This window comes from Rhizobium ruizarguesonis, assembly GCF_012349115.1.
GTDB lineage: Bacteria > Pseudomonadota > Alphaproteobacteria > Rhizobiales > Rhizobiaceae > Rhizobium > Rhizobium ruizarguesonis.
This window is the reverse complement of the sequence record NZ_PQIG01000024.1, coordinates 1-24554: the sequence shown is the minus strand read 5'-3', so window position 1 is coordinate 24554 and position 24554 is coordinate 1. Positions and strand designations below refer to the sequence as shown.

Below are 24554 nucleotides of genomic sequence, written 5' to 3'. Positions count from 1 at the left end.
GAAGGGTCCATATACCGGTCCTGCCTGAAAAATGGATGCGCGCGGTATCGACGTCGTCGAGCTGCTCGTGTCCGACAGGATAAGGGCGCTCCCCGCAAGGGTCGAGCGCCCTTTTTGCTCTGCAGCCGTGGTGCTCATTCCAGCGCGTTCTGAACGTTCCGGGCGGAGGTGGCGGGCGCCTCATAACCGGGCCGCAGGTTCAAATCCTGCCCCCGCAACCACTGAAACTTGTAAATTCTCCCATTCCAAATATTTGCTCTTGAGCTCCTCGCCATAACGGTCGAGGAGCTTTTTGCGTTTGGCCTCCGTGTCAATCTCGCCGGACGCAATCCGCGCCATCATGTCGTTGCCTGCCGCAGCGAGGAACTGCTGCTCCATCAGATCCAGCACCTTCATGGACGCCATGATATTGGCGATGTCGCCGTGCACCTGCAGGCTTGCCGGCTGGTGGCCGGGCGTCTTGCCGATCACAACCGTCTGGATCAGATCGCGGACGATCGGCATCAGACGCTGTTTGGCGTGTTCGTCGCCATTGTTGCGGGCGAGGAACAGCAGCTTGCGATGGCAACCTCGACATTGGCCGGATTGAACTGCTGCTTCAGCTTGGCGATCTTCTCCTGAAAATCCTCCACCGGCGCGTCCGTGCCGGCAAGCTCCAAGACCAGTTTGTCGCGCGTACCCTTGCGTACCGCCGTCTTCATGCCTTCACGCGTCCGGTAACGGATCTGCTCGACCATCTCGTGGCTGAGTGCTGCGCGCATTGCCAGTTCCAGGTCGGTGACAGGGGTGCCGGCGTGGACGGTCCACAGTTCGACGTCGCGACAGCGAAGCTCCTTGAGGATCTTGGCGCTATGCTCGACGTCGCGCGACAAGCGATCGACGGTCACCAGAGCACGACATTGATGCGCTCGCGCTATACATGCGAGATCAGGCTCTGAATCCCGGGGCGCGACTGATAGCTCGTTCCGCTGATGGCGGCGTCAGAATAGGTCGCAGCCAGCTTCCAACCCTGCCTTTTAACGAAGGCTTCGCCCAGTTCGATCTGCGTCTCGATCGAGACTTCGTGCTGGCGCTCGGTGGAGTAGCGGGCATAAACAGAACGGTCTTGGTCATGTGCTGGATTCCATCTTGAACAGAGTCATTGGTAAAACTGGCCGGCGAGGCCGGCCAGTTTGATGCAGGTGCGTTCGACCTGCTGGCTTAAGGGCGTTACGGCGCCGCACGCCGCGCCGAGAATTCCTGGCGCAACTTTACGCGGCTCCAGAGTTCATCGCTGACGATCTGCAGGGCCTGCGAGTAATCGTAGTAGTTCCTGCCGGGCACCCAGGAGCGGCCGATGTAGCTGTCGTCGTTGAGAATGCCGGTTCTCCGAGCGCGGTCTCCGCGGATGGTGGCGTCACGCCACATCCGACCGTGGGGGCTCGGCACCCCTTGCGTATTGAGGACTGCCGCGATTTTTGCCGGCGACAACCCGTCGGCGTACATCAGGAAGATCCGCAGGACGACGTCGGCGGCTTCGGGATCCAGGATCCTGAACCCGAAGACATACTGCCGATCGGCATTGTAGGCGCCCGTATAGCGGTATCCGTACGGGAGGCGGACAAGGTGTTCCACTTCATAGAGGTCATCAGGCTTCGCCTAGAAATGGCGACCACCTCCGAGCGGTCTACCCGGATCAGTGCAATAGTACTCGATCAGGTCCTTGGTCTTGATCCGCATACCGCGGGGTCCGCCGCCCAGAGCTCGATGCCTTTGGCTTTGAGATCATGCAGCAGCCGTGCTGCAACGGTGAAACTCGAGCACAGACGATCCAGCGTGTGGCAAAGGACGACATCGATTGATCCATGATCAACCTTCTCAAGGAGTTTGTGGATACCAGGCTGCGCGGTGAACACAACTCCGCCGATGTCTTCATCACGGCAGGTCAGTTCCAACTTCCAGCCGTTCTCCTTGATGAAGCGTTTGGCATGATAGTTCTGCCTGTCGAAGCAAGCGCAGAGGCGGTCGTCGGACGAATGGCGAGCATAAAACAGGACGCGTTTGGGCATCGGATGGTCCCAGCGGCAGTTCGCGATTGGGGGCGCCGGAGGTGCGAGCGTGCCGCGGAGCAAAGGGTTCGCTCATGGCAATAATTGCCGCGATCACGCTCATCCCGTCGGCGTGGCTAACCGCCCATGGCCTTGCGGTAGGCCGCGGCCTCGTCGGTATTGCCGCGAAGCCGGCCATCGGAGGTCGGCCGGATAATCAGGTCCTCGACGCTCTCCCGGCTTCCCAGCCAATACCAGCCGCCTTCACCAGGATGGACGATGAAGACCTCATTCGGGGTGATCTTGACGCGGAGTGCTCCCGTCTCAGCCTTGATCGCCACACGAAAAAGCCGTCGACTTTGCTGTTCGCACCCGCTTTCGCCGCGTTCGGCACCGGCTGCCTGGTGGCAATCGGCGAGGGTGCGATCCGCTTGGTCAGCACGAAGACACGGTTGACTCTCTTGCGGCGGCCGTTCGCGTCGTCGATGTCGATGACGACACCGCGGCTGAAGACATCGCAGAACACATGACCGCTCACGGCAACGCAGTGCGTGCTGAGAAACACGACACAGGGATGATCGCGCTCAGCACCGGTACGGGCGTCCAGATAAGCGGCGAGGGTCGGCCGATCAGGCAGCAGGCGCCAATATCCGCTATATCCGAGCAGGCGCAATGCCTGCTGGATCTCACCATTACGCGTCATCTTGATCGGCGGAGTGTATGAGAAGTCGAGCCAGCCGGCGCCGTAACGTACCTGACGGATGGCATCAGACACAGCAAGCCTCAAGATCAGAACTTGCAGGAGTCAGGCTCGGCGGGATTCTAGTCGCCTACCAAATGCCTCTCCCTGTCTATCGTACGCCCGGCGGGCAGATGTGGGCAAAAGCACGTGGAGCAGTCCCCTTGCACGCGAAAGTCCGGCATAGTGGAGCATGGCCCATCGTTCGTCACCTGTTTCCGCCATGTCGATCGCAATCACGACCTGCCGTTCCAGTCCCTTGAATGAGTGCATCGTCGTAAACAGTAGAGACCCGGCGCGCAGTGCAGCTTTGTCCGCGGGATCGGCGAGTCGACGGCCCGCTAATTCGCGCTGCCCCGCGAGGAGTGAGTTCTCATGGCGGCGGGTCGAGAGGATAGCGATGTCGCTGGCCGGGACATCCCGGGCGATGAGATCGCGAATGATGGCTTCTAATTGCGTGATTCCATCTTTCGCATCAGCATGGTAGTGAATTTGGCACTGTGGTCCGTCCGGGGCACCGACTACGGCCAGGTCAATCCCTGAGATAATCGAAGCCTGCACGGCTACCTGTCGCGTGTTCCGGCAATTCTCGAACAGATCATCGAAAGCGGGTGCTCCTTCGCTCAGCCTCTGCTCCACCATTTCCTGGGTCTCGACGCTGTAAATGTTCTGAAGCGGGTCCAGGAAAAGGTGCCACTGGCCTCGCCGCAACCCGCCACGAACCAGCAGATCCATAACGTCAAGATGCTCCGGGGTGAGAAGGTCCTGAGCCTCGTCAACAATCAGGACGTCCCATAGCTCTGGAGCGTGTTCGCAAAGCGCTTCCGCCGCCAGTTCAGGAAACCGCTTCGGGAAGAACTCGTGGTGGTCAGAGTCCTCCTTCTCAAGTTGTGGTAGGAGACCGGCGGCTGCGATAAGTTCGCGGTAAAGGGCGTGTGTATGGCGGACCTCCAGCTTCGCGCCACTATCATCGGCTGCGAGCCCCTCCCGCACGTGGGCGGCCAATAGCTGATTGAAGCAGAGCATTAATACGCGCTTGCCATTAGCGGCGAGCTGTCGCGCTCGTTCCAGCGCGATAACCGACTTGCCCGTACCGGCCGCTCCACGCACGACCGTCCGCGGATTGGCCGCGAGGCGGCGCGATGCCCGAATCTGCTCATTGGACAGGTAGATCAGCCGCGCGTCGACACCGGTGAGATATCCGCCCAGGCTTAGTGCAGTTTCAAGATCCGGCCTTAATATCTGCCTCGCGAGAAGGATCTCGTCCGGTCTGAGGCCGCGATAAGTCCTCCCACGCTTTTCGAGACAGACATCATGCCAGTATCGCTGGATCGCGGAGATGAAGTGGGCAAGGGTATCGCGGAATTTCCGCTTGTCGAGTAGAACCTCCGGTATGATTTCCGCGCCCGTCGTAGTGAAGGTCGTGTAGGGCATCACTACGCCAAAGCCAAAAAGTACATCCTTGAACGAGCCGGCTGCGGCATGAAGACGGTCTCTCACTGCGTTCATGGCGCCCGACGCCTGTGACCACGGGCTCTCCTTCTTTGTGTAGCTCTTGAAGTCGCCTGAGAAAGTCCACACGCCGTCGGTACAGGATACCTTTCCTCCCTTTACCTCGATCGCAAAGACGCCGAGGTGCGACAGGATTATCATGTCCGCTTCGCCCCAGATCTTTTTCTCGTGACCCGGCAATCCCAGCGAATGGAGCACAACCCAGTCGTCCGGCAGTTCGCGACCCAGTCGCTCATAGACGAGCCGCTCGCTGTTAGGACAACGCTCAGGAACATCGGGGATCAAGACTGCCATTCGGACTCCGGCATGAGATTGCCAAAAAAGCCTGCAAACGACTGATCCGCGTCACCGACCAGAACAGCGCGATCGAGTTCGCGGTTGAAACGCTCACAAGCGGTTTCAGGAAGAAGAAGGCAGCAGTGACAGGCCGCACCGCTAATCCGGTCGCCTGACTGCGTGGGATCCGTCTCCAGGCACACCGGATCGCTGCCACACCATCCGGCATTGGCAAGCGTTCGAAGTACGATCGGTTGAAGCAGGTCGGGGGTGCTCAGGCGGACAAGCCCTCCAAGACTGCCTTCGGAGTCTGGCGAGCCGGTGTAGATCAGGACGCCATTCATGGTCCTCCCAGTGTCGGAAACAAATAGCCGTTCGCGCAATGCAGAGGCCGAATAGCCGCACTCGACCGAAATCTGTCGAATGAAAGCGTGAGCGAAAGAGTGTACCAGCAGCAGACGCGGGGTGATCGTGTAGTCTCGCTCATAGCCGCGCTCTTCGGCAATCTGCATGCTCCGAGTCTCGAGGATGGCGACGCGGGCGGCCAGGCCGGGATTGTCGTCGATCCACTTATCGACGGTTTCCGTCCTGAAGCGCAGAAAGATGCCTTCACCTCTGATCTCGGCGCCGGGCAGCCAGGTCCTTTCAGTCTTCGAGAGTGGGGAAACCTTACCTTCCGCAATCGCTTGTCGCACGCGCTCCGGACTCACCGGATGCGGCTCAATCCGGGAGAACCCTGCAAGGGCACGCACCTCGCGAAGCCGCGACGTTGCCCCGACCAGATCGAACCAGTGTGAGAGCGCTGGAGGCGGGTCGAATACCTCGTTCTGGAACTGCGGCACAACCCCGCCGACGATGGGGTCGTCGCGGTCCTGCGACAGCGCATCATACTCTTGCTCACGCGCGATTTTTTCGGTCAGAGGAGGGCCGCCTACTTCAATCGACCGCAGCCGTCGGTATGCGGCCAGCAACTGATCCACGGGGACGCCGTAGGTCTGCGACACACCTGTGAGCACTGACGGAAGTGCCGCCTCAGGCACTCCATCCAGATACATCCGGGATTGCTCGACGATCTGCGTCAACGCCTCTGATGCAGGAGGTATGGACAGTGCTGAGCCAACTACACCGAAGTGCACGTTAGAGGCACCGCGCTGCAATGCGCGGACCTGCTCCCGGCAGTCAGCCTGACGATCATGTAACCAGGGCCTGAAGCCATCGCACGTCCATCCAGTCAGCGCATCAGCACCAAAGGCTGTTCCGAGCGATTGCATGGTTTTCCGTTCGGGGGTGCTGCAAGCCTCGCAGACCACAAAGAGGTCTGCGAGCGATGCGGACTCACCGCGCGAGCCCAGCCGCAGCAGGGGACGCTGGCAAATGCCCCCTTCACAACCACGATGCGCCCACCATTCCCAAGGGAAGTCGCTGAGGTGACCCCGACGGCAGGCTACAACAAAGCGGACGGGGTTCGTGAAGACTTTGCCACCATGGGCCGTGCAGCGAAGCCGAGCGCCATCGTCGGCCAGTTCGAAGGGAGTGCCCTCCCGTCCTATAATATGGCACTTCGGGCATTCATGCCATTCGGGGAACCTGACGGCAGGTGCTGCGCTGCGAGCGCGGACTTGTGTTGTTCCAGCTATTTGCTCCTTCACCGGGCCAAGGCGGAAGTGGCTGACGCCAAGCATCGACTGCAGCCGCTCCTCGCCGATCCTAAGAGACGGAAGCGAGTTGATCCGTTCCCAGTCCTCCAATCCCATCGGCATGAACGAGCCCTTCTCAAGGTCGATGATCGCCCCAATGCCGAAGGAAGAGACAAGCTGGGATCGGCGAACCGTCCCGATCGGTTCCACCGCATCAGTCGGTTCGGACGCAGGGGCGTTCCGGGGACGTCTTGCCATATTCAGTTCCTCCTGCTGATCGATTTCAAGGCAAAGGCTGTCGAGGGCTCGACCTCACGCATAGAATTCGGGGTTGCCCAGGCCAGCGAGCCCGGTTGTCCTCCCTCCTCAGCAGATAGCATCAGATGTGGCTTGGTCTTCCCGAATGGTGCGGACCGTTTCCAGTAGAGCAGGTCAGTTCCGGAAGCTTGAGCGCTTTGGCTTCTCGACGCCCACTCCTCGACAATGGCATCGATGTCCTCTGCGGCGTCTTCCCCCTCAATTCCGTCGGAAGCTGAAACCGCACGTTGCCGGATGGCGTCGATGAGCCGTCTGACTTCTTTGTCCTGGGGGTCGAAGGCTATGGCGTCCTGGTCGTCCTTCATACCGTCGGTGAGGTGCCGGACTGCGGCCGCAATTACAGCATGAAGTGCTTTGTCTCGCGCCCGGGGAGCCCAGGGAGTGACACTGGTTGCCTCGACGCTTCGGTAAAGTGCGCTGTGATAGGTGAGGAAGTGCTCGAAGTGAGAGACGTCCCGGGGACGGCCGAAATTGTAGAGAGTCATTACGAGACCGTCGAGGCCCCGGCCCACTCGGCTGCTCGCCTGAATGTATTCTGCGGTCGACTTTGGCTGTCCGTTCACCAGCATCAGACCGAGCCGGGACACATCGACACCTACGGAAATCATGTTTGATGCCAGGACCGAATCACGCGGCTGGGGTTCGAACGGATCGCTGCCATCTGTAAGCGGATTTCCAAGTTGCGCGAGGAAATCGGGGAGATCGCGGGATGATACCCTGCTGCTCAGCTCGATTGCATCTGTCTCCAGGACGCGCCTACGGCCCCCGAGGCGGCTCGCGAGAAAAGAAATCTGGCGCGGAATGTCGTCCTGCAAAAGCACGTGTGCGCCGCCGAGTTCACGAAGGCTGTTGAAGTAAAGGACCGCTGTCCAGTAGGGATCAGCGAGCGCAGGATCAGTTCCAGTATTGACCAGATGACCGATGCCCTGAAGAAGCGCCGCGGCTGCCGCTTGGAGGGCAAACTTCGGGCTTCGGCCGGCAGAGCACAAGCCAACATATAGCCGGTCCGGTCCGTCGTCATCCCGGACGGCGAAGAAAGAGTCCGATGCCTCGAAGCCGGACGGTGGGAACTGCAGCACTGGACGATCGAATAATGCCCGGACCTGGCGTCCGGCCTGTCCGATTGTGGCCGTTGAACCAATCACTTTGGGGCGGAAACCATCATCGGTGCAGAGCAGGTCCACGACGGTCTCATACAGACCAGCCATCGAGCCGAGCGGTCCAGAAATCAAATGCAATTCGTCTTGAATAATCAGCCCAGGTCGGAGGCCTCCATCAAGGCCAAAAAGTACACGCAAGTCGCTTCGTCGGGGAAGCTGAGCAAACTTGTCAATTGTGCCTATCAGAAGGCTGGGCGGCGCGTCGTAGATGAAGTCGTCCACGGTTATCACTGGCAGCGGCGCGCCGTAGGTCGCACAGTCTTCGTTGGAGCAGCGGATATCTATGCCAGCGTCCTCTGGAGCCCGTTGGTAACAATCGGCGCCAAGCCTGTTACCGCAGACCGGGCACTCTAACAGTTGTCGGGGGGTCGACTTCGGCTTCTGACCGTCGTGTTCAAGATCGAGCGCTTCCATTGCTGTGCGACCCCTGTTTGGAGTGGCATCCCCACCGACGTAGAGACCGAGGGAGATCGGCGCTTCGCCGAGATCGTCGCGCTCAATCCGGATGGCTTCGCATGCGCAAATCAATGCTGCCGCGCGCTGGAACTGCTGCACGGTCAGTAGTCGGAGGGTATATCGCATCAGCACATCTACGCCGCCTTCGGAGCGTCGATCTGCGTCAGTGAGGCGGCGGTGAAGGATTTGGAAGGCCGTCAATCCAAGATACGCTTCGGTTTTCCCCCCGCCGGTTGGAAACCAGAGCAGATCGACGTGATCGCGGTCCAGATCCCTCGGATCAACCAAACCCGGTAAGACCATAAGGATGTATGCGAGCTGGAATGGCCTCCAGGTAAGCGGCCCGGCGCGTTCGCCCTTGGCCGGGAAACGAGACTGCCTGTCCATCGCCGCGTTAGCTAACGTGAAGGCCTTCCAGGCGTGGACGTCACGGGCAAGCATATCGACACCCGCCTCTATGCGCCTCAGTGCCGCCCTGCAGAGATCCACGTTCCGCTTAGCCGCGATCCGGAGGTCGCCAGAGAAGCGATCGACTCGAGAAGCCAACTCCTCGCGGATCCATTCTTCGTATACGCCCGCAAAACCGCCAAGAACGTCCAAGACCTCGCTACGGTCCTCGCATTGGGCTAGCCACTGAGCAGATAGCGCCTGTGGGTTTCGGCTAAGAAATTCTCTCAGCTTCCCATGCCCAGATGCGTTCATTCCTTTCACAGTTGCGACCGGCATCCATGCCGTTTCCAGCCAGCCTGTCCGCTGATCGGAATTCGGCTCCCATATCACCGCCACACCATGTCCGACCGCGTATTCGAGCACATCGCGGTAGAGAAGCGCGGCGGAACGGGCGTCATCGTCTGCGCCGGCGGGTAGCGAAGTCTGCCGCGGGCGGATCGCCCCTATACCATCGCGCGTAATCGATTGAATTTTGAGGCCAGCCTGCAGAAGGCAGAATTCGTCCCTAAGACGATCTTCTGTCGGCTGCGCTTTGTTGATCAGGGTGATGGTCAGGACCTGCCGACCTCCAGAGAGGCGGCGGCGAATATGGAGGTTGACAGCCGGGTCGTGAACAGGAGTGCCGTCCGGCCCGGTGAAGTCGTTAACGCGCCAGGTGCCGGCATGGCCGGGCTGGATCTCATAGAAATAATTAAGCTGCTGCCTTGACCACATCCGGCGGCGTCTCTTGCCCCCTTCGGCAGGCTCACGGTCGATCGGTTTGTATCGCGCCGTCGACGCAGTCGACACGGTTACGGTAGCGTTCTCGTCAGCGGCGAAGGTGAGGCCGATCGAACAGGGGCGAACGGCTCGATAGCCCGGCACACCGCCATCGGTCTCGCCGTCGATGTCGTTCGGCGCGCCATCGTCCTGGTCGTCCTCGATTGCGTCGAGCGTTGCGCCCTCAGGCCAGAGTATGCCGGTGAGGTAGGTGTCGACGGGTGCCGAAGAGATCTCTTCGTCTGACTGGAGAGGTCCAAGGAGCAGAGCTTCTGTAATGCGCAGCAGATCTCTGCGAACCGGGTGGTGATCGGAGCGAGTCACTTCTTGTCCTTCCATGTTTGGAAATCCCCGGTGCCGAACAGGCCCACGCCAAGCCACAGCCCACTGGTTTTCTCAGGCTCACCGAGGCTGACCGCGCCATCGGAGGTGACGGTTCCCACAGACGATATCCGGAGATTCATAATGATCCGCGGCAGCTGAAAACCTCGTTTGTGCAGAACGCTCAGGAGATCGAGCGAAAGCTGATTAGCTGTTCGGCCAATTAAGCGGCCAGGCTTCGTACCCTCCTGGATGCAGATGTGCCACACGGCTTTGCCATCCGCATGTTGCTTGCAAAGCATGACCTTCTGGCCCGCGAGCGCTCCGGCATTAGAGAGTAGAAACGCCTGCAGATCCTCGACGCCAGCCGGTCCACCCAAGAGAGCCGGGTCGGCGAAGCCAATGGGATCGACATCCCCGCGCAGCCCCATTTCCATGTTGATCCAGTTCTTCTGCCGTGAGCACAGGCGGCGGCGCCCGCCGGCAAACTCCCAGTGAACCGGTGCCTGGAGAATCTGGTCAGCGCTTGCGCGGTCGAGAGACTTGGCGGCCCGCGTCACGGCGACGTAGGCGACGCTGGCGCGCTCACCTTGCGTTTCGTCACTCGCGTTGTCGGCCGCTTCATCGCCTTCCTCGTCACCAACATCCGAAGGTTCAAGAAGTGTGACGACGTCGAACTCCATGCCCTTTGATTGATGGACGGTGGTGACAATCACAGCATCCTCGGCGAGCGGCTGGTCATCCGGGAATGCATCGGGCCACGCCACACGTTCGCGAAGCTGCCCGACGTCGATGGCGGTCGCATCTTTGGCGGCTCCGCTTGCCTGTGCCAATCGACCCCAGGCGACCTCTTCGTCCGGCAGACCCAACCGAAGGCAAGCCTCTTCGCCCCACAGCTTCGTCAGGAGTGCATGGATCCTCGCAAACTGCGTACGCGGCAAGGAAGTGGAACGCAGCTTTCTTAGTAAGCCGCCAATCCATGCCGGTGGCAACGTCGCGTGGCTGCCCGCATGTAACCTCACAGAAATCGCGCTAGGCTTGGGGTCCTCGCCGTACAGCGCCCGGAGCACCCTCAGCGCCTCTCCATTGGTTTGGGTCAATATGGCCCGACTGCCACCGGTGGCCGCCCCGAGCAGATCGCGTCCAAGGGGCCGCGAAGGTTCCGGCAGCGCTGCCACGGCCGCAAGCATGTGACGCAGCTTCTCCTTCTCCGATAGGCTGCTTACGAGCACACCGCGCAGTTCGGCCGACATGTGCGCGAGCGGCGGATCGGCACGAAAGTTGCGCGCCAGCCTCTTTTCGACGAGTTGACCGCCGTAGGTCACTGAAACCTGCTGCCAATATTCCTGAGGTGACGGGAATGGCGCTCCGTCCTCGCGAACTCCACGCGCAAAACCAAAGATAGCTTGTGCTGGATCGCCCAGGATAGTGAACCCACATCCTTTGTGGTCCCGGGGAGCCAGAAGCGACAGGAGAGTGAGGACGAGATCTCCACGGACACCGGGAAGATCCTGAAACTCGTCCACAATGAGGTGCCGCCGATCACCCATGAAGCGACGAATGTCGTCGCGCCGTGGGCCAGCGGCCAACTTAGTCAGCGCGGCGATGTTAGAATCGTGGCTTCGCGTCAGCAGGATGCGTGGTGCTTCTCCAAGCAGTCTCAGCATCCGAAAGGCCCATGAATCGAATGTGCGCACAGAAAGATGACGCAATTCCTCCAAGACGCGCGGATCTGTCTCACCGATCCTGCCAAGGCGGCTGGTTAGGGTTCTGACCGCGCTTCGAGAGAAGCTGAGCACCAGGATCTGTGCCGGCGAGAGTTCGTTGCGGATAAGGCTTGCCAGCCGACGTGCAGCGAGCTCAGTCTTGCCCATACCCGGCCCCGCTTCCACGATCATGCGGGCCGCGGCCGGCGCGTTGATGATTTCCTGACGCGCATCGGTATCATCCGGCTGCTCGATCAGCAGCATTCGGCTCGCTGCTCCCGCCCCGGCCGTCAATATAGGGGCTTCGGCTCCCGATCTGTCGAGTGATGGCTCGTCGAGGTCGATATGCCCGTCGATCAGGCGCCAAAGTTTGCGGCGGTAGACAACCGCCGGTACGCCGGCGGTTTCACGCAACGGCCGGTCTATTGTATCAACAATCTGCCCTGCCTGACGAACGGCAACACGAACCGTACTCATCTGCCCCCCGTATGCAGGCTACCCCATTAAATGTAGTTGAAATCGGCCGTAACTGTGATTCGAAGTCAAAGCCCTACACTTCCCAAAAAAGTGCATCTCTCACGTTGTCATAAAGCAACTCAAGTTGAAAAACTGCAAGTCCCCACAACCTGCTGAGATAGATTTTAGCAGGATAATTTTGATGTGCAGCCAAACGCATACAAATGCACGGCCGTGCATGAGCCTTGCTCTTGTTCAGCTTCGTTCCAATGTAAGCAACAAGGTTTGATCGGAGGAAGACATCGTCGCCGTCGAAAGCAATCCTGCCGGCATTCGCTAAACAATGTGAGGTAAAATTTGTATCTTTATAGGCGATGGCGTTGTTTGTCTTAAGCCCCCTAGCAGTGATTGTTTACGTGGCCCCAATGCTAGAAAGCTTGATTTTGATTCTTGAAGAAAAACCTCGCAGAAAGTAAGGACCTCGCTAAGCGGTCTCCGCTTTACTCCCTTCATGGAACACTCCCAGACCGTGAGGACACTCCACCCGGCGTCTGACAGAGCTTGGTTAGTCCGTCTGTCACGTTCACGATTTGCCGAAATTTTGTCCGCCCAGAATTCCTGACGCGAGGCGGGCATCCTGAACAGATGACAGTCGTGTCCGTGCCAGAAGCATCCGTTAACTTGGATGACTGCTCTGTATTTTGGAAAAACGATATCCGGGCGGCCGGGGAGACCGGTCACGTTTACCCTGAAGCGGTAGCCTCTTGCGTGCAGCCCTTTGCGGAGCAACAATTCAGGTTTCGTGTCCCGGCCACGGATGCGGCTCATGTTCAGACGGCGTTGTTCCTTCGTCAGAACATCCATTATGCAGGCTCCTCTGACGTGGCGTCGGCGATGATCAGTCGGAGGGCTGAGGTCAAATCTGACATAGCCATGCCCGGCTTCAAAGTCATTGCTCCGAAGCGGAAGCCGGCCCGATACTGCGGATGAAACAGCCGGCCGGGCATAGCGGTGGAGCGGTAAGTGCTTCCGACGGCCGGCATGTCGGGCGTGAGCAGATAGGCAGCGCTGACAATACCTTTGACGTCTCCTGCTTCAGCCTCCTGAACCAGCGCGTCACGATAAGTGTGAATTGAGGTCAAAGCATCGTTCAGCCCGTCAGCGACCCTGTATTTAGCATCGAGAACGATCATCCTGCCCCGGTCGCCGTCAGCCGGCGCGTTTCGAGCGGCGACGATGTCCGGCGTCATCGTGCGGCTGTAAGATCCACGCCGATCAGGCTCAAGCCAGAATTCGCGATATTGTTTCTGGAAGCAGAGCTGCCAGCCGTCGCCGACAGAGACGGTGACCGCGCCGGCTGCAAGAGTGAGCCCTCCCGAACCATCGCTGATAAAGAGGTCCTGAACAGCGACGTTATCGTCTCCGAATTCCAGCGTCGCGGCCCGCACGAGCCGCAGGAAACACCAGAGTTCGTACAGCTCGAAGGTTCGCGCCAGCGGCAGGTTCAGGAAGTTACCGAAGACCGCAGCGATGCCAAGATTCATGTCCTGCCAGAGCCGATAAAAACGGCGATAAGACGGGTCGTTCCGAAACAGTGCCGACAGCGTCAGCCGCGGTGGAGCGTCTCCCGCCTCAACGAACGGTGCAGACGTCCCGAGCTTGCTCAGCCGTCTGGCAAGACGCCTGCAGCGCCTGGCCCAGACGCTCGCTTCCCTGCTGACCTCGCTGCCGCGCTCGCGGCTACCTTTTTCCAGTTGCTCGGCCGCCACCGTCAGCCATGCGCTCCAGGCGCGAAGACAGGCTGCCATTTGCCGATGTTCCGGAAGATCAAGAGAACTCTGGCGCTGACGGATCCGAATCTGACCTGGAAGAAAACCTTTCAGGGCGGCCGGCAGCCGCGTCGTATTCGTCGTCTCTCTCAGAACTGGTCCGGATTGGAAGGATCGCAGAATTTCGGGGCCGGTTGCCCGCGTGGCCTGATAGTGCGCGACATTCCGTTCCTGCGCCTTCAGGATCCGCCTTGGACTGCGTGCTATCGCAGCGACGACTATTTCCAGTTCCTCGATGCGCGAGCGAAGGAATTCCAACCGAGCTATCGCCGGTGGGCGGGCGCCGTTCCCCCTTGCGATCCCCTTTCTGAAGCTGCTCAGTGAAAAAAGGGCAAACGTATCGTCGAGGATTTCGCGAACCATTGCATCGAAGTCGTCCCGCGTCAGCTTGCGCAGATCAGGATCGGTGGTGATCTCGAAGCGGCGAGGCGCGCGGCCTGAAAGACGAAGCTCAGCTTCCACCAGCCCGGCCTGAAATCCCGGCGGCCATCGCCATCGCGCGGCGTCGGGTGCTGGAGCCCGCAAAGCCTCCAGCCTCACGTCGTCAATCAGGAGATCCGCTGTGTCCGCGTCCTCAGCTCCAGTGAGTTCAAATAGGTAGGAGCCGGTCTCGTGGATGGATCCAGCCGGTATGACATCGGTATCCGGCCAGACGCGCCATTCAGCGCCGGTTTTCTCGTCTCTGATGAGCAGCGCTGCCATCTGGCTACCTGTTCGCCTGGAAGGCCCCGAACTCGTCCAAATCTGAAAGAAGCCTTGTCAGAAAATTCTGAGATCTCGGAAGCCCTGCCAGCGCCTTTGTCAGGCCCGCCAGCATAGCGCGCTGACGCTCGCCGCCGCGCAGCTTGACCAGAACCTTCTGAACCATCAGATCGTCGATAACTGAATTCGGAGCCGGGCTTAGGTGCTTCTCTGCGAAGGCATGGTAGCGCACAACTTCCTCAGCAACGCGATAGCCGAACCCCAATCCGTGCGCGGCAAGGATTGTTCTCGCCTTACCAAGAACTCCCTCGCAGGCCCCTCGCGCATCGGTCAGAGAAGGTTCGCGTTTCACAAGGGCATCAAAAAAGCCCGGGAGATCAACATTGGACATGTCGATAACGATGGCGCGGTCCAGTACCTTGTCGCTGACAGGATTGGTCGTCTCATCGACGTTGATTGTGCCGGTGATGTAAAGGTTCGACGGGAGCTCAAGCGCTGCAGGAACCGGCGTGCCGTTTGAGCCCTCCAACGGCACGCCGCTCGAATGAAGGCGTATTTTTTCTTCACTTTCCACTGCGGAAAGAACATCTGAAAGGTAGTACTCAACTCGGGCGAGATTCATCTCGTCAAGGACGACGAACACGGGCGAATCCCTATGCGCCGTCGCCAGCAGAACTGCCTCAAGAAACGGTGGAATCATATATCGGTTCGAAAGCACGTCGTAATAGCCGGTCAGTCCTGTCGGATCCGTCCACTCCGGCCTCACCGGGCATATAAACAGGAACGGATCCCGGGAGTCGTTGGCACCTAATCCGTGGACAGCATGGGCATATTGGATCGCCAAGCGAGTTTTCCCGGTGCCCGATAGCCCGGACAGGATGACAAAATGCTTAGAGGACAGGAAATTCATGGCGCCGTGGAAGCGCGAAATTTCTCCGTCGGCATAATGGCCGCCCGCCGCGGCGATTGCGTCCTCGATCTCCTTAACAGTCAAACTGGCCGGCATGCGTTGCATGTCGGCGCTGACGGCGTCCATGTCAGCCCATACGCGTAACTCATGGATTTTCTCGCGCCCGATCAGGTTACCCAGATACCCGATCAACTCGCGAGCCATCAGGCCGCGGCTGGCAGATGCTGCCGGCGGCCATATGGCAAAGACAATCCTATCAATTGCTACGGGCTTGCTGATCGTCGAGAGGTCTGCGGGCATCGTATCCCAGTAGCCCTTATTGCGCAGATAAAGACGCCCGTCGCTGGCAATGTAGCCTTTCACATTCTTGTTGTTGTCAGTGTAATCCAAGGTGTCAGGGGCTGTAGCAGCGACCGATTCATCGTTTACGATGCTTTCCTCGACGGTTTCGTCCTCATCAGCAACGCTTTTCGGCCCGGAGTTCCTCGGCTTCGAGCTGCCCGAGGCACGCATCTCTTCAAGCCGCGCTTCGAGCACGGGGAGGTCGTTCTTCACGAAGATCGTGAAATAGATCTCGTCCTCCGGCGGGAAGCGAAGCAGGCAATGGACCGCTATCTGATCATATGCCGTGCTATAGGATGCGAGATTGATGTTAAAGGCAAAGAGTGCCCCGCCGACAATTTTGGCGCTGTTCGAAACACCAAATGCGTCTGCTACGCGTGTCCCTTTCGTCATGCCCGGAAAGGCCTGAACTGCGTCCTTATACTGCTGCTGCCGCTCTCGGATATCCATCAAGGTTTTCTTTCTGACTCGGACACAAGGTCTCCATGATCCGGGCAGCAAGTGCTCTTGCCATCAGGGGAGGTACGGCATTTCCAATCTGCTTGAAGCTCGGGTTCATAGTACCGCTGAAGACAAATCCGTCCGGGAACGACTGCAATCTGGCGGCTTCACGCACCGAGATCGTACGTGCCTGTTCGCTGTCATAGTGAATATGGCTGTAGCTGTCCTTGCCCAGATGAGCCATCAGGGTTCTGGCCGGCTGATCGCTCCACATCTTGCGCCACTTGTTCGGAAACTTTGATGCGTCGTAGGGTGGGACGATCGCATCCCTCAGGCTCTCGTATTCGGGGGAACCTTCGGCGATATGCTTCCCGGTCTTTTTGAGATCAGCCAGTTTTTCATTGAACATGTTGATCGCGTGCTGCCATGCCTGCGGATATTGGTCGCCTGGGTTAAGACGAGCAAACAGAGGGTAGTCTCTGGGCAGGTAGCGGATGACGTGGTCGCGCAGCCCGTCTTGCGGCGCTTCAAAGCCCGGCCAAGACCTCATCAGCTTCGCATATGCCGATATCTTCTGACGCCGGTCGTAAGGGATTGTCTCATCCATGCGACGTGCGCCACGCCGCAGTTCTCCTGAGGCGAGTTTGCTGCGGGCATCGATGCGTGGAAGATCTCCGATCGCTTGTTCGACGGTGACTGCCGCGGGCAGGGAGGGGACTGCAGAGGGGGGTTCGAGATAGTCATGCGCTGACGAAAGGTGGCCGTTGAGCACCTTGAGCGCAACGGCCCGAGATCCCTCATAGCCCGGAGGAAGGACAAGCCAGTTTGTCGGGTCAGGAAATGATATTTTCTCGGAGACTTCGCGACGGTAGGCAATCAGGAACATACGTTCGCGCATCTGCGGCACGCCATAGAACGCCGCGTTCAGCAGTGTATAGCCGCAGACGTATCCTTTATCCTCGAGAACCTCGCAGATCTCCTCGGCGATGTTCTGGCCCCCATGGTTCAGTACATCCGGAACGTTTTCCACCACGACGACCAACGGTTTGAATGCATCGACGTAACGCAGATATTCCTGATACAGACGCGCGCGTGGGTCGTGACGAAAAGCCTGCGGGTGAGCATCGATCTCACGAAGCTTCGGGCGGCCGACACGTGCGAAGGCCTGACATGGCGGGCCGCCAACGAGAATGTCGAACGCATCCTGGACCGGTCCCAAGCCGAGCTCTGCAACGAGATCTTCAGGATGTGTATTGATGATGTCGCGTGCCTTGCTGTGACGCGCGTCACCCCCGTGAAAGTTCAGACCATGGGAACGCGCTGCGTCCAGGTCGAACTCGACGGCAGCACGAACGGAAAACCCGATTGAGTGAAAGCCGAGTGAAAGGCCGCCGCATCCGGCAAAAAGGTCCAGAAGTCGCGGTTTGCCGCCGGCCTGTATTCGCGCGATTTTCTGACGAATCGTTTCCGCGCTCATCTCACATCCTCTTTCGATCTCGGAAGACGCAGCGGGAGGTTCGTCTCTTCACCGTGCTCCGCGAGAAACTGCATGACTGCCGCACGGATAACCCACGCGGCGGAAACATCACTGGCATCTGCAAGCGACTGGATGCGGTTATGAACCGCTTCCGGAAGCATTACGGACGTTCTGACGGTTTTCTTATGAACTGGAGCTTGCATGAATCGTACCGGTGCAGTTATCACCGAAGCTATGCCAAAGTGGTGCACATTGCATCACCACGCCTCCATATTCCTGTGGACCGCCAAATCATTCCGGAACGTATAGGGAACAATTCAAAGTTTTGCAATGAGGGTAGGTCCCTCGGGCTGCGAGACGATCAACCCGCGCGTGCATTTAACCAATTGGTCAAAGCTCTATGATACAGGTTTTTTCTCGGCTGGGGTCCGGTAAAGTGATCAGCCTGTAGTGGGTCAGAGAAAAATATGAAGTTAAAGATTTTGGACAAGTTCCGCGAGGGAGATGCCACATGCTTGCTTTGCAAAGCATCACTCGCTGATTATGTGAATGGCCTACCAGAAAACTTTCGCGAATTCTACATTCAACGCGGCATTGTCACGAACAGGTTTCTCGACAATCTTTGGGATACCCTGTCGGCGCAGCGTCACATACCACCCATCGTTCTGGTGGGAGGCGAGACGCCTCCTGATCTATCCTCACAGGAAGAATTCGACTTTTCTGCAGATTTCAAGGTCCTTGACGGACTGCAGCGCAGCCATCGTTTGAAGGAGATATGGGATACCGTCGCCTTCATTGAGAACGAATTTGATGATAACACCTCGCTGAACGTACCTCAACTTGCACGGCAGCAAGCAAATAATCTCCGGAAGAAAGGCATCAATCCGCAGATCTTTCAGAAAGCGCTTGGAGCACACCGCGAAGGCAATGGGCGGGAATTCCTTTTTGAACGTAATACCATCTGGTTGGAGGTATGGTTCGGACTTTCAGAAGCCGCGCAGATTCAGAAAATGCTCGTGCTCAATGCTGGTCACAAATCTGTCAACATAAAACACCAGATCGAATTGATCTTTTGGAGCCGGTTCGAGAAGCTGCAAGCCGAGCTTGCACCGGGCGTGGTTTTCCGCGAAAAAGATAAATCTTCCATCAGCTACAGCAAGGGTCGCAAACCCGGCGAATATCATTTTGCCCACCTGATCTCCGCATTCGTTTCGTTGCTCGATGGAGCGCTCGTCAAGACCAATGCGGAGTATTCAGCCGACCAAGCTTTTCCAGGGGAGAACGAGTCAGATGAGACTCTGCTGGATGTCGATGATCAGGTTCTGCGAGCGTTTGCCCATACCATTGCCGCACTCGATCATAGCCTCCGAACGGAAGTCGGCGTGCGTTGGTTAGGTCGAGAGGTCGTTCTCGTCGGAATTTTTGGAGCCATTGGAGCGCTCGCTGAAAGAGGTTCCGGAGGTAAGGTCGAGGCACTCCGAGATTTTGAGACAAAAATGCCACGATTCATCGCAAGCCTGAACCTTCAGGAGTTTGAGCGGTGGCGCAATAGTCTCGAGTTATCGAAGGTCAACATAGGAAACGTAAACAAGCGCGAAGTGTTCAACGCGACCCTTCAGTTTCTCAAGGGGCTTAATCACGGTCTCATCCGGTGGGGAGACATCGGGGAGGGGCCCGCCAATGACGCTTCGTGAGAACATTATTGAAATAATTTCTGAGGCCTTGACGGCCGACGAAACCGTCCTGCCCAACGAAATTCTTGACGCCAACAATCATATCATTTTCGCAGCATCGGAACTCGCCTCCCGGGCCACTGACCTGTTCGTAGAGGAAGACGGTGATTATGCTGAACAGGTCAAAGCGTTCCTGGAAGGCCTCCCCCCGGAGCTTCCGCTGGTGTCTATATTCCCGAAGGCGGTGAATCTACCTGCTTTCCTGGATTTGGCCAGCCTCGTCGACCTGGATGATTTAGACGAACCGGCGCCCGCTGGAATCAATCAGCTCAATATCAGCGAAGTCACAGACTTGGATGCCTATGCTCGTGACGGTCAACCGGTCCAGTTGTATGTCTATGAACGACCTAATCATCTCGCGGAATCCTTCGTATTTATCGACCTGACCCAGGGCAACCCGGTCACCACGCAAACCGTTCCTAAGATGATGACCGCCTGCGCGACGCTCATGGTCGGCCAGCATCCCGGTGACATGATCGGGAGGCGATGGATAATTTCCTCAATGAACAATGAGGTTCGTCGTCAATCCTACGTGAAGTATCATCTTCTTTTGAACGGATATCGCCTGACAAATGCGATAATGGCCCCCAATTCAAATGCGCTCGCGGGGATTGCGGAGACGTTAACCACCGCTAACGAATACAGTCAATTCGCTGAACCATTCGAGATCCTGGGCGAGATCAATGGCCGAACGACTGTGCTGGACACGATTTTAAGCAGCTATCATGTTCTCGAAAACTATATGATACGAGCACAGATAGCCAAAGTCGCCAATGACAATCTCGGTGCTTTTTTCGGCATTCGTCATTTCAAGCAGATGGAGCTTGCAGTTGAGAAAAAGGAAATGGAGCACCTAACTCAATTGTTTAGGGTCTCCTGGGACATTGATATCGGTGGTCAGACACTGGCTGGTTTCGTGGACACTAAGTTCGCGGGCCTGTTTCAGCGGGCTGATTTCGTCGAGCAACCATTCCAAGAATTTATGCGGCGGTTGACCGTGAAAAAACGAAATGAGGTGTTGAACACCAATAACGCGGGCGACCTGCGGGCGGCACTTCCGAAGATTATCTATCAAGTCCGATGCTCAATCGTTCACAACAAGGAAACCGAATTCCATCTTTCCAACAAGGAGCTGCTCAATCCCGTTGTGCTTATGACACTTACGGACCTTTGCCTGCCCTGTATGCAAAGGCTTGCGTTCGGGCTACCTGCAGCACCCGCCCCCAATCCTTTGCGGTACGATCGACCGGTGCTGCAGCTCTACTAAAGGACGCAGGCGCTCGAACCGCTTCGGGCGCCTGCTAGGGTCATCAGGGACAAAGTGCTATAAAAGGTGATGTTGCAGTTTAGGGTGCTAAGCGAGTTAGCATTCTTGCCTGGACGAGTACCCGAGGTCGTTGAATAATCCAGACATAGAACGATCTGGATGACCGGGTCTCCAGTTCGCATCTCAAGAGCGACGATTTTACAAGTCTCTGTGCGCTCAGGCCCCTGCAAACAAACTAAAAGCGAGACCGCTTGCACAGTTCGAGAACCCGCGGCGACCGACTCCCAAGCCTGAACTGATCGCCGCGATCATTGAGATCGTAAGCGAATATGCTGATCGAGGAAAACGTTCCGGGCATCAGGCGGTGCTTCGGGCGGGCGGGCGAGCTGCGTCGCCAGATCGTCGGCGTCGTCCTTCCGCTCCTCGTCGTCCTCGCTTCCGGGCTTCGCACGAATTAGCCGGGCTTCTTCTTCCGTCGCCTCGACAGGCTGGCTGGAATCGTCAGGAAGACCGGGCCCGCTCTGGGCGATCGTGGCGTCTTTCGGTGCGTCATTGACACCGGTCGTGATCTTGGACATGGGTTTCACCTAATCCGACGCAGCCGCGGGGGCGGGAGCGCTCGTCTTTCGATTCCGGCCCGGCGGGCATTCTCGCTTTGCCGAAGCGGGGTCTCGCGCGCAGGAATCGGCGACAGTTCGTCGTCCGCCTGCAGCTCCTCGGTATTCAAATAGCCTTTGCACTCTTCCATTCAATCCCGGTTTGCCGTCCGAGGGGCCGGAATGCGGGCCTTCGCACCGGCTCGCCCCGTCTTCGGATCGGCATCGGCAACGGCGTCTCCGGCCTCCCTGCTGTTACCCATGTTCACGGGTGGGGCGCTCTGTTCGTCGCGGTTCGTTTCGGGAAGCTCGTTGTCCTGAGTGTCTTCGTTCAAGGACTTCGGCGGAAGCTTTGCAGCACCGGGGATAGAGTTCCTGGCCATGTTGGTTCTCCTTCTGGAGAAAGAACTCGCGGACGCCGACGCAGTTCCCGTGGGCCGTCGTCGCGATGCTGCCATCGTTTCTCAGCATCAAGCTTCCGCCAGGCCAAGGGGTGATTCTGAATGACAGGAGGAGTTTGGATATGCTGACCACCACGTTCGTCGCCGTGGCCACCTTGCTCGCCCTTACCCAGTTCGCCAGTGCCTCCAGTGCCGACAGCGTCCCGTTGCGCGACGGCTAAGAGAAGCATGTCGCAATTACACTTGCCCAGGTAAAACATCATGGGCATGCTTGAAACCCAAGGTAATCTTATGGCGGAGAGGGTGGGATTTGAACCCACGATACCCTTGCAGGTATGCCGCATTTCGAGTGCGGTACATTCAACCACTCTGCTTCCTTTCAGTTCGGGTCTTTAAACCTAACGCCCACTCCTCCACCGTTCCTAGTGATGAACTGAATCCCGGCATTTTCCAGTGTCATTCGGATTAATTTTGAATTTGCAGCTGTGATCGATGGCGGACCGTCCTCCGCTTCTGCACGCCGTATCGTCGACAACCCTACGCTGGCCGAGTCTGCAAGATCTTCAGCTGTCCATCGGAGTAGAGCCCTCGCCGCCCGAATCTGAGCCCCGGTTATTTCGCTCATTATTTTCGATTTCTCATTGAAACTTTTTAGTTCATGTGCAATGTTTTGGTTCATCGGCCGTATTCGGTGTTTGCGCCACCGGATACGGCCTGACCACAACCTAAGCTGTCAGGAGCTCGGATCATGGCTGATTCCGACAATAGCAGAACTTTGTCTGCCGTCACGCTGGGTGACCTCCATTACGCGGCTGTGGCGTAGGGGGAAGTCATCGTGGAACTACGCCAGCTCTCCTACTTCGTCGCGGTGGCCGAGGAACTGCATTTCGGCCGGGCGGCCGCCAAGGTCCGCATCGCCCAGCCGGCGTTGTCCAACCATGTCCAGGCGCTGGAGCGCGAACTCGGCTGTGCGCTGTTCATCCGTTCGACCAGACGGGTGGAGCTGACGCGGGCAGGGGAGATCTTCCATGAGCGCTGCGTCGGGATCCTGAGCGAGGTCGATCTTTCCGCCGAGATCACCAGGGCGGTGGCCGGCAAGACGATCCGGCAGATCAGGATCGGCACCGTCTATCCGGCGACCACCGGCGTGCTGCCGGCGTTTCTGGCAAAGATCGCCCGCAAGTACCCGGATATCCGCATCCATATCTCAAGCGGCAATACCGGCGACATCATCCGCGGCCTGGAGAACGGCCAGATCAATCTCGGCTTCATCAGACCGGTGGAAAACATCGGCTCGTTGCGCTTCGCCTCGATCGCCCATGAGCGTTATCTGCTGGCGGTGGCGAGGAGCAACCGGCTGGCGGAGCAGGCGGAGATTTCCATCGACGACCTGCGCTCGGAGAAGATCATCGCCTTCAATCGCAAGAACCTCTCCTATACAGAGCGGTACTTCAACGAGAAGTTCGAGGAATACGATCTGACCCGCAACATCGCTTATAGTTGCGACGACACCTATTCGCTGGTGTCGCTGGTTTCGGCAGGCCTTGGCATCGGCTTTGCGCCGGAATGGACCGAGGGCCTGCCGAACCGGGCCTTCGAGCTGAAGGCGGTCCGGGGCATCGACTTCCGGATCGGGCTTGGTGTCGCCTGGAATAAAGAGGACCCAACCGCCTCGCGCGACGACATCGTCGATATCGCCCGGTCACTGGCACGGCCGGGCAGGTGAGGTGAGGCACCACGGGTGGTGCCCCCAAGTGGAACGGCTTGCCGGGGGCACGGGGATCAGGCGAATAATGGGACGTCAGGCGGTTCTGTCGCAGCTCCATGATTTCTGCTCGCTGATCATATCCCTGCGTCATCTGCTGCGAGATAGATCGACTCCTCGATCTTAGTGCCGTTCGAGCGCAGTGAAGCCTTCAATCGCAACGTAACAGCAGGGCTGCCGAAACCAATCGACTTATCATAGCGCGCCGGTCGCTTCGAGGGGAATGGTTGCGAAGATGCAAGACGTAGTGCGCCGGAGGGTGGGGAGCTGGGTTTGCGATAGTGACGGCGAAGGTGAGGTTTTCGAGCCTGTGGGTGCTGTGACATTAGCACCACGTTCGGGACGTGGGGGCGTAACGCTGATCAGGACGTTCTTTGGTGCGATTGAGGGCGTGGGACCACAACTCGCCGGGAACTCGACTCTCTGAGAGCTGTGTACGACCGCGACCCGGATCCCACTGACGATCCGGGCGCCGAGGTCGACGAACCTTCGAATGACTGGCCCGCTGCCCAAGACTGACCACGCCGTGGGGTCAGGTTGGTTCCTTGTTCAGGATCCATGAGCACTGAATTTCTTTGCTCGCAAGGCCGCATCGCTGAAATGCTTTTGACAACGGATGCGCTGGCACTGGTAAGAAGGCGATGATGAGGAAGGTCGGTGCGGTTTCGCCCCGGCCTTTTTTGTTGCCTGAGAGGCTGGAGTTTCCTCAGGGCGGATCAGTGCCAAGTATCCAGCAACGGCTCGTCGTCGTCAAAGTTTCCATTGCTGGCGGCATCGTACGGGTTGAGGCTCCGGCCGCCGCCACGCGTGCCATATGCCGTCAACTGAACCATGACCTCTTTCGCACGCTCAATGGCCTCGTCTTCGCTTGCAGCGTGACCGTCCGCCACCTTGATCGACACCGCTTCCCCGTCGTCGCCGACAAAGTCTACCCGCCATCCGGTTTTCTCGTGAACAATCTTCGTTTCCAGCAAGTGCATCCGACTACCCTGACTTCCTAGCTTTGAGATCTGCCTCGACGCTTTTCCGGAGCGCGTCCATGATGCTGACCACATTGGACTTCGGAGCGACTTCGGCCGCCTTCCCCTTCGCCGCCTTTTTCGGCTTCAGCGCCTTCTTCTTTTCAGCGATGATCTTGAGCAGGCTCTCCTGGATTGGATCACTCACCATATCCGGAGACCAACGCGCGGTCTTCTTCTTGATAAGCTGCTGCACAAGGGGAATGAGATCCGGATCTGCTTTCTCGTCGATTTCCTCGAAGTAATTCTCCTCCG

22 protein-coding genes, 1 tRNA gene and 1 pseudogene are annotated in these 24554 nt (G+C 58.3%); 3 read left to right on the top strand and 21 right to left on the bottom strand.

Going from position 1 to position 24554, the window contains the following annotated elements; genetic code table 11:
- Positions 1 to 180: 180 nt before the first annotated feature.
- The 15 genes from C3Y91_RS03570 to C3Y91_RS03510 form a co-directional block, all read right to left on the bottom strand.
- On the bottom strand, positions 181 to 504 hold the full coding sequence (locus C3Y91_RS03570) for a hypothetical protein (RefSeq protein WP_168575001.1): 324 nt from the start codon (positions 502 to 504) through the stop codon (positions 181 to 183).
- Entirely contained in the window at positions 504 to 887 is a 384-nt protein-coding gene (locus C3Y91_RS03565; RefSeq protein WP_343227709.1) for a recombinase family protein, read from the bottom strand. Before C3Y91_RS03565 ends, C3Y91_RS03570 begins: the two co-directional genes overlap by 1 nt.
- A 26-nt stretch (positions 888 to 913) precedes the next feature.
- On the bottom strand, positions 914 to 1036 hold the full coding sequence (locus tag C3Y91_RS38350) for a recombinase family protein (protein ID WP_281411351.1): 123 nt from the start codon (positions 1034 to 1036) through the stop codon (positions 914 to 916).
- A 173-nt stretch (positions 1037 to 1209) separates the two neighbouring features.
- Positions 1210 to 1614, bottom strand: coding sequence for a recombinase family protein (locus tag C3Y91_RS37725; RefSeq protein WP_343227708.1), 405 nt, complete (start codon positions 1612 to 1614; stop codon positions 1210 to 1212).
- Between the two features lie 80 nt (positions 1615 to 1694).
- A complete protein-coding gene (locus tag C3Y91_RS37720; RefSeq protein WP_246780169.1) occupies positions 1695 to 2048 on the bottom strand; it encodes a recombinase family protein in 354 nt (117 codons plus the stop codon).
- Between the two features lie 196 nt (positions 2049 to 2244).
- Positions 2245 to 2802, bottom strand: a complete 558-nt coding sequence (locus C3Y91_RS03555) for a hypothetical protein (RefSeq protein ID WP_168575000.1) — start codon at positions 2800 to 2802, stop codon at positions 2245 to 2247.
- 30 nt (positions 2803 to 2832) lie between these two features.
- Positions 2833 to 4572, bottom strand: a complete 1740-nt coding sequence (locus C3Y91_RS03550) for a nuclease-related domain-containing DEAD/DEAH box helicase (protein WP_168574999.1) — start codon at positions 4570 to 4572, stop codon at positions 2833 to 2835.
- Positions 4560 to 6449: an MrfA Zn-binding domain-containing protein gene (gene drmB, locus C3Y91_RS03545; protein ID WP_168574998.1), complete on the bottom strand. Its 1890-nt coding sequence runs from the start codon at positions 6447 to 6449 to the stop codon at positions 4560 to 4562. The genes C3Y91_RS03550 and drmB overlap by 13 nt, the downstream gene beginning before the upstream one ends.
- A 2-nt stretch (positions 6450 to 6451) precedes the next feature.
- Positions 6452 to 9673 carry a DEAD/DEAH box helicase gene (locus tag C3Y91_RS03540; protein WP_168574997.1) on the bottom strand — a complete coding sequence of 1074 codons (3222 nt, stop codon included), beginning with the start codon at positions 9671 to 9673 and terminating at the stop codon, positions 6452 to 6454.
- Positions 9655 to 11838, bottom strand: coding sequence for a UvrD-helicase domain-containing protein (locus tag C3Y91_RS03535; protein ID WP_168574996.1), 2184 nt, complete (start codon positions 11836 to 11838; stop codon positions 9655 to 9657). Before C3Y91_RS03535 ends, C3Y91_RS03540 begins: the two co-directional genes overlap by 19 nt.
- A 315-nt stretch (positions 11839 to 12153) precedes the next feature.
- The gene (locus C3Y91_RS03530) at positions 12154 to 12681 is read right to left on the bottom strand and encodes a very short patch repair endonuclease (RefSeq protein ID WP_168574995.1); all 528 of its coding nucleotides are present in this window, start codon (positions 12679 to 12681) and stop codon (positions 12154 to 12156) included.
- Entirely contained in the window at positions 12681 to 14348 is a 1668-nt protein-coding gene (locus C3Y91_RS03525; RefSeq protein WP_168574994.1) for a DUF2357 domain-containing protein, read from the bottom strand. The genes C3Y91_RS03530 and C3Y91_RS03525 overlap by 1 nt, the downstream gene beginning before the upstream one ends.
- A gap of 4 nt (positions 14349 to 14352) precedes the next feature.
- Complete coding sequence (locus tag C3Y91_RS03520) at positions 14353 to 16050, bottom strand: McrB family protein (protein WP_168574993.1); 1698 nt, start codon at positions 16048 to 16050, stop codon at positions 14353 to 14355.
- Complete coding sequence (locus C3Y91_RS03515) at positions 16019 to 17518, bottom strand: DNA cytosine methyltransferase (RefSeq protein ID WP_168574992.1); 1500 nt, start codon at positions 17516 to 17518, stop codon at positions 16019 to 16021. The genes C3Y91_RS03520 and C3Y91_RS03515 overlap by 32 nt, the downstream gene beginning before the upstream one ends.
- A complete protein-coding gene (locus C3Y91_RS03510) occupies positions 17515 to 17721 on the bottom strand; it encodes a ribbon-helix-helix domain-containing protein (protein WP_210267737.1) in 207 nt (68 codons plus the stop codon). Before C3Y91_RS03510 ends, C3Y91_RS03515 begins: the two co-directional genes overlap by 4 nt.
- Before the next feature lie 264 nt (positions 17722 to 17985).
- Here C3Y91_RS03510 and C3Y91_RS03505 point away from each other — a divergent pair, with 264 nt between their 5' ends.
- A complete protein-coding gene (locus tag C3Y91_RS03505; protein ID WP_168574991.1) occupies positions 17986 to 19212 on the top strand; it encodes a hypothetical protein in 1227 nt (408 codons plus the stop codon).
- Entirely contained in the window at positions 19199 to 20518 is a 1320-nt protein-coding gene (locus C3Y91_RS03500; RefSeq protein WP_168574990.1) for a hypothetical protein, read from the top strand. The genes C3Y91_RS03505 and C3Y91_RS03500 overlap by 14 nt, the downstream gene beginning before the upstream one ends.
- Positions 20519 to 20826: 308 nt before the next feature.
- Here the strand turns inward: C3Y91_RS03500 and C3Y91_RS03495 are convergent, their stop codons facing one another.
- The 4 genes from C3Y91_RS03495 to C3Y91_RS37715 all read right to left on the bottom strand — a co-directional run bounded on the left by C3Y91_RS03495 (position 20827) and on the right by C3Y91_RS37715 (position 22140).
- Positions 20827 to 21096, bottom strand: coding sequence for a hypothetical protein (locus tag C3Y91_RS03495; RefSeq protein ID WP_168574987.1), 270 nt, complete (start codon positions 21094 to 21096; stop codon positions 20827 to 20829).
- Between the two features lie 170 nt (positions 21097 to 21266).
- Complete coding sequence (locus C3Y91_RS03490; RefSeq protein ID WP_168574989.1) at positions 21267 to 21497, bottom strand: hypothetical protein; 231 nt, start codon at positions 21495 to 21497, stop codon at positions 21267 to 21269.
- Positions 21498 to 21807: 310 nt separating this feature from the next.
- Positions 21808 to 21892: transfer RNA gene (locus tag C3Y91_RS03485), tRNA-Ser, on the bottom strand.
- 2 nt (positions 21893 to 21894) lie between these two features.
- Positions 21895 to 22140, bottom strand: coding sequence for a helix-turn-helix domain-containing protein (locus tag C3Y91_RS37715; protein ID WP_246780171.1), 246 nt, complete (start codon positions 22138 to 22140; stop codon positions 21895 to 21897).
- 210 nt (positions 22141 to 22350) lie between these two features.
- Here C3Y91_RS37715 and C3Y91_RS03480 point away from each other — a divergent pair, with 210 nt between their 5' ends.
- A complete protein-coding gene (locus C3Y91_RS03480; protein WP_168574988.1) occupies positions 22351 to 23241 on the top strand; it encodes a LysR substrate-binding domain-containing protein in 891 nt (296 codons plus the stop codon).
- A 755-nt stretch (positions 23242 to 23996) separates the two neighbouring features.
- Here C3Y91_RS03480 and C3Y91_RS03475 read toward each other — a convergent pair.
- Together C3Y91_RS03475 and C3Y91_RS03470 are read right to left on the bottom strand one after the other, a co-directional pair.
- Positions 23997 to 24260 carry a hypothetical protein gene (locus C3Y91_RS03475; protein WP_075226193.1) on the bottom strand — a complete coding sequence of 88 codons (264 nt, stop codon included), beginning with the start codon at positions 24258 to 24260 and terminating at the stop codon, positions 23997 to 23999.
- Positions 24261 to 24264: 4 nt separating this feature from the next.
- Positions 24265 to 24554, bottom strand: a pseudogene (locus C3Y91_RS03470) (non-homologous end joining protein Ku); the annotation flags it as partial.

What these genes read in the sequence shown, in the direction of transcription:
- C3Y91_RS03550 (WP_168574999.1), bottom strand. Translation starts at nt 4,572, where the DNA reads ATGGCAGTCTTGATCCCCGATGTTCCTGAGCGTTGTCCTAACAGCGAG.
- C3Y91_RS03520 (WP_168574993.1), bottom strand. Translation starts at nt 16,050, where the DNA reads ATGGATATCCGAGAGCGGCAGCAGCAGTATAAGGACGCAGTTCAGGCC.
- C3Y91_RS03540 (WP_168574997.1), bottom strand. Translation starts at nt 9,673, where the DNA reads ATGGAAGGACAAGAAGTGACTCGCTCCGATCACCACCCGGTTCGCAGA.
- C3Y91_RS03490 (WP_168574989.1), bottom strand. Translation starts at nt 21,497, where the DNA reads ATGGCCAGGAACTCTATCCCCGGTGCTGCAAAGCTTCCGCCGAAGTCC.
- C3Y91_RS37720 (WP_246780169.1), bottom strand. Translation starts at nt 2,048, where the DNA reads ATGCCCAAACGCGTCCTGTTTTATGCTCGCCATTCGTCCGACGACCGC.
- C3Y91_RS03525 (WP_168574994.1), bottom strand. Translation starts at nt 14,348, where the DNA reads ATGGCAGCGCTGCTCATCAGAGACGAGAAAACCGGCGCTGAATGGCGC.
- C3Y91_RS03500 (WP_168574990.1), top strand. Translation starts at nt 19,199, where the DNA reads ATGACGCTTCGTGAGAACATTATTGAAATAATTTCTGAGGCCTTGACG.
- C3Y91_RS03505 (WP_168574991.1), top strand. Translation starts at nt 17,986, where the DNA reads ATGAAGTTAAAGATTTTGGACAAGTTCCGCGAGGGAGATGCCACATGC.
- C3Y91_RS03495 (WP_168574987.1), bottom strand. Translation starts at nt 21,096, where the DNA reads ATGTCCAAGATCACGACCGGTGTCAATGACGCACCGAAAGACGCCACG.
- C3Y91_RS03475 (WP_075226193.1), bottom strand. Translation starts at nt 24,260, where the DNA reads ATGCACTTGCTGGAAACGAAGATTGTTCACGAGAAAACCGGATGGCGG.
- C3Y91_RS03570 (WP_168575001.1), bottom strand. Translation starts at nt 504, where the DNA reads ATGCCGATCGTCCGCGATCTGATCCAGACGGTTGTGATCGGCAAGACG.
- C3Y91_RS03515 (WP_168574992.1), bottom strand. Translation starts at nt 17,518, where the DNA reads ATGAGCGCGGAAACGATTCGTCAGAAAATCGCGCGAATACAGGCCGGC.
- C3Y91_RS03510 (WP_210267737.1), bottom strand. Translation starts at nt 17,721, where the DNA reads ATGCAAGCTCCAGTTCATAAGAAAACCGTCAGAACGTCCGTAATGCTT.
- drmB (WP_168574998.1), bottom strand. Translation starts at nt 6,449, where the DNA reads ATGGCAAGACGTCCCCGGAACGCCCCTGCGTCCGAACCGACTGATGCG.
- C3Y91_RS03530 (WP_168574995.1), bottom strand. Translation starts at nt 12,681, where the DNA reads ATGGATGTTCTGACGAAGGAACAACGCCGTCTGAACATGAGCCGCATC.
- C3Y91_RS03535 (WP_168574996.1), bottom strand. Translation starts at nt 11,838, where the DNA reads ATGAGTACGGTTCGTGTTGCCGTTCGTCAGGCAGGGCAGATTGTTGAT.
- C3Y91_RS37715 (WP_246780171.1), bottom strand. Translation starts at nt 22,140, where the DNA reads ATGAGCGAAATAACCGGGGCTCAGATTCGGGCGGCGAGGGCTCTACTC.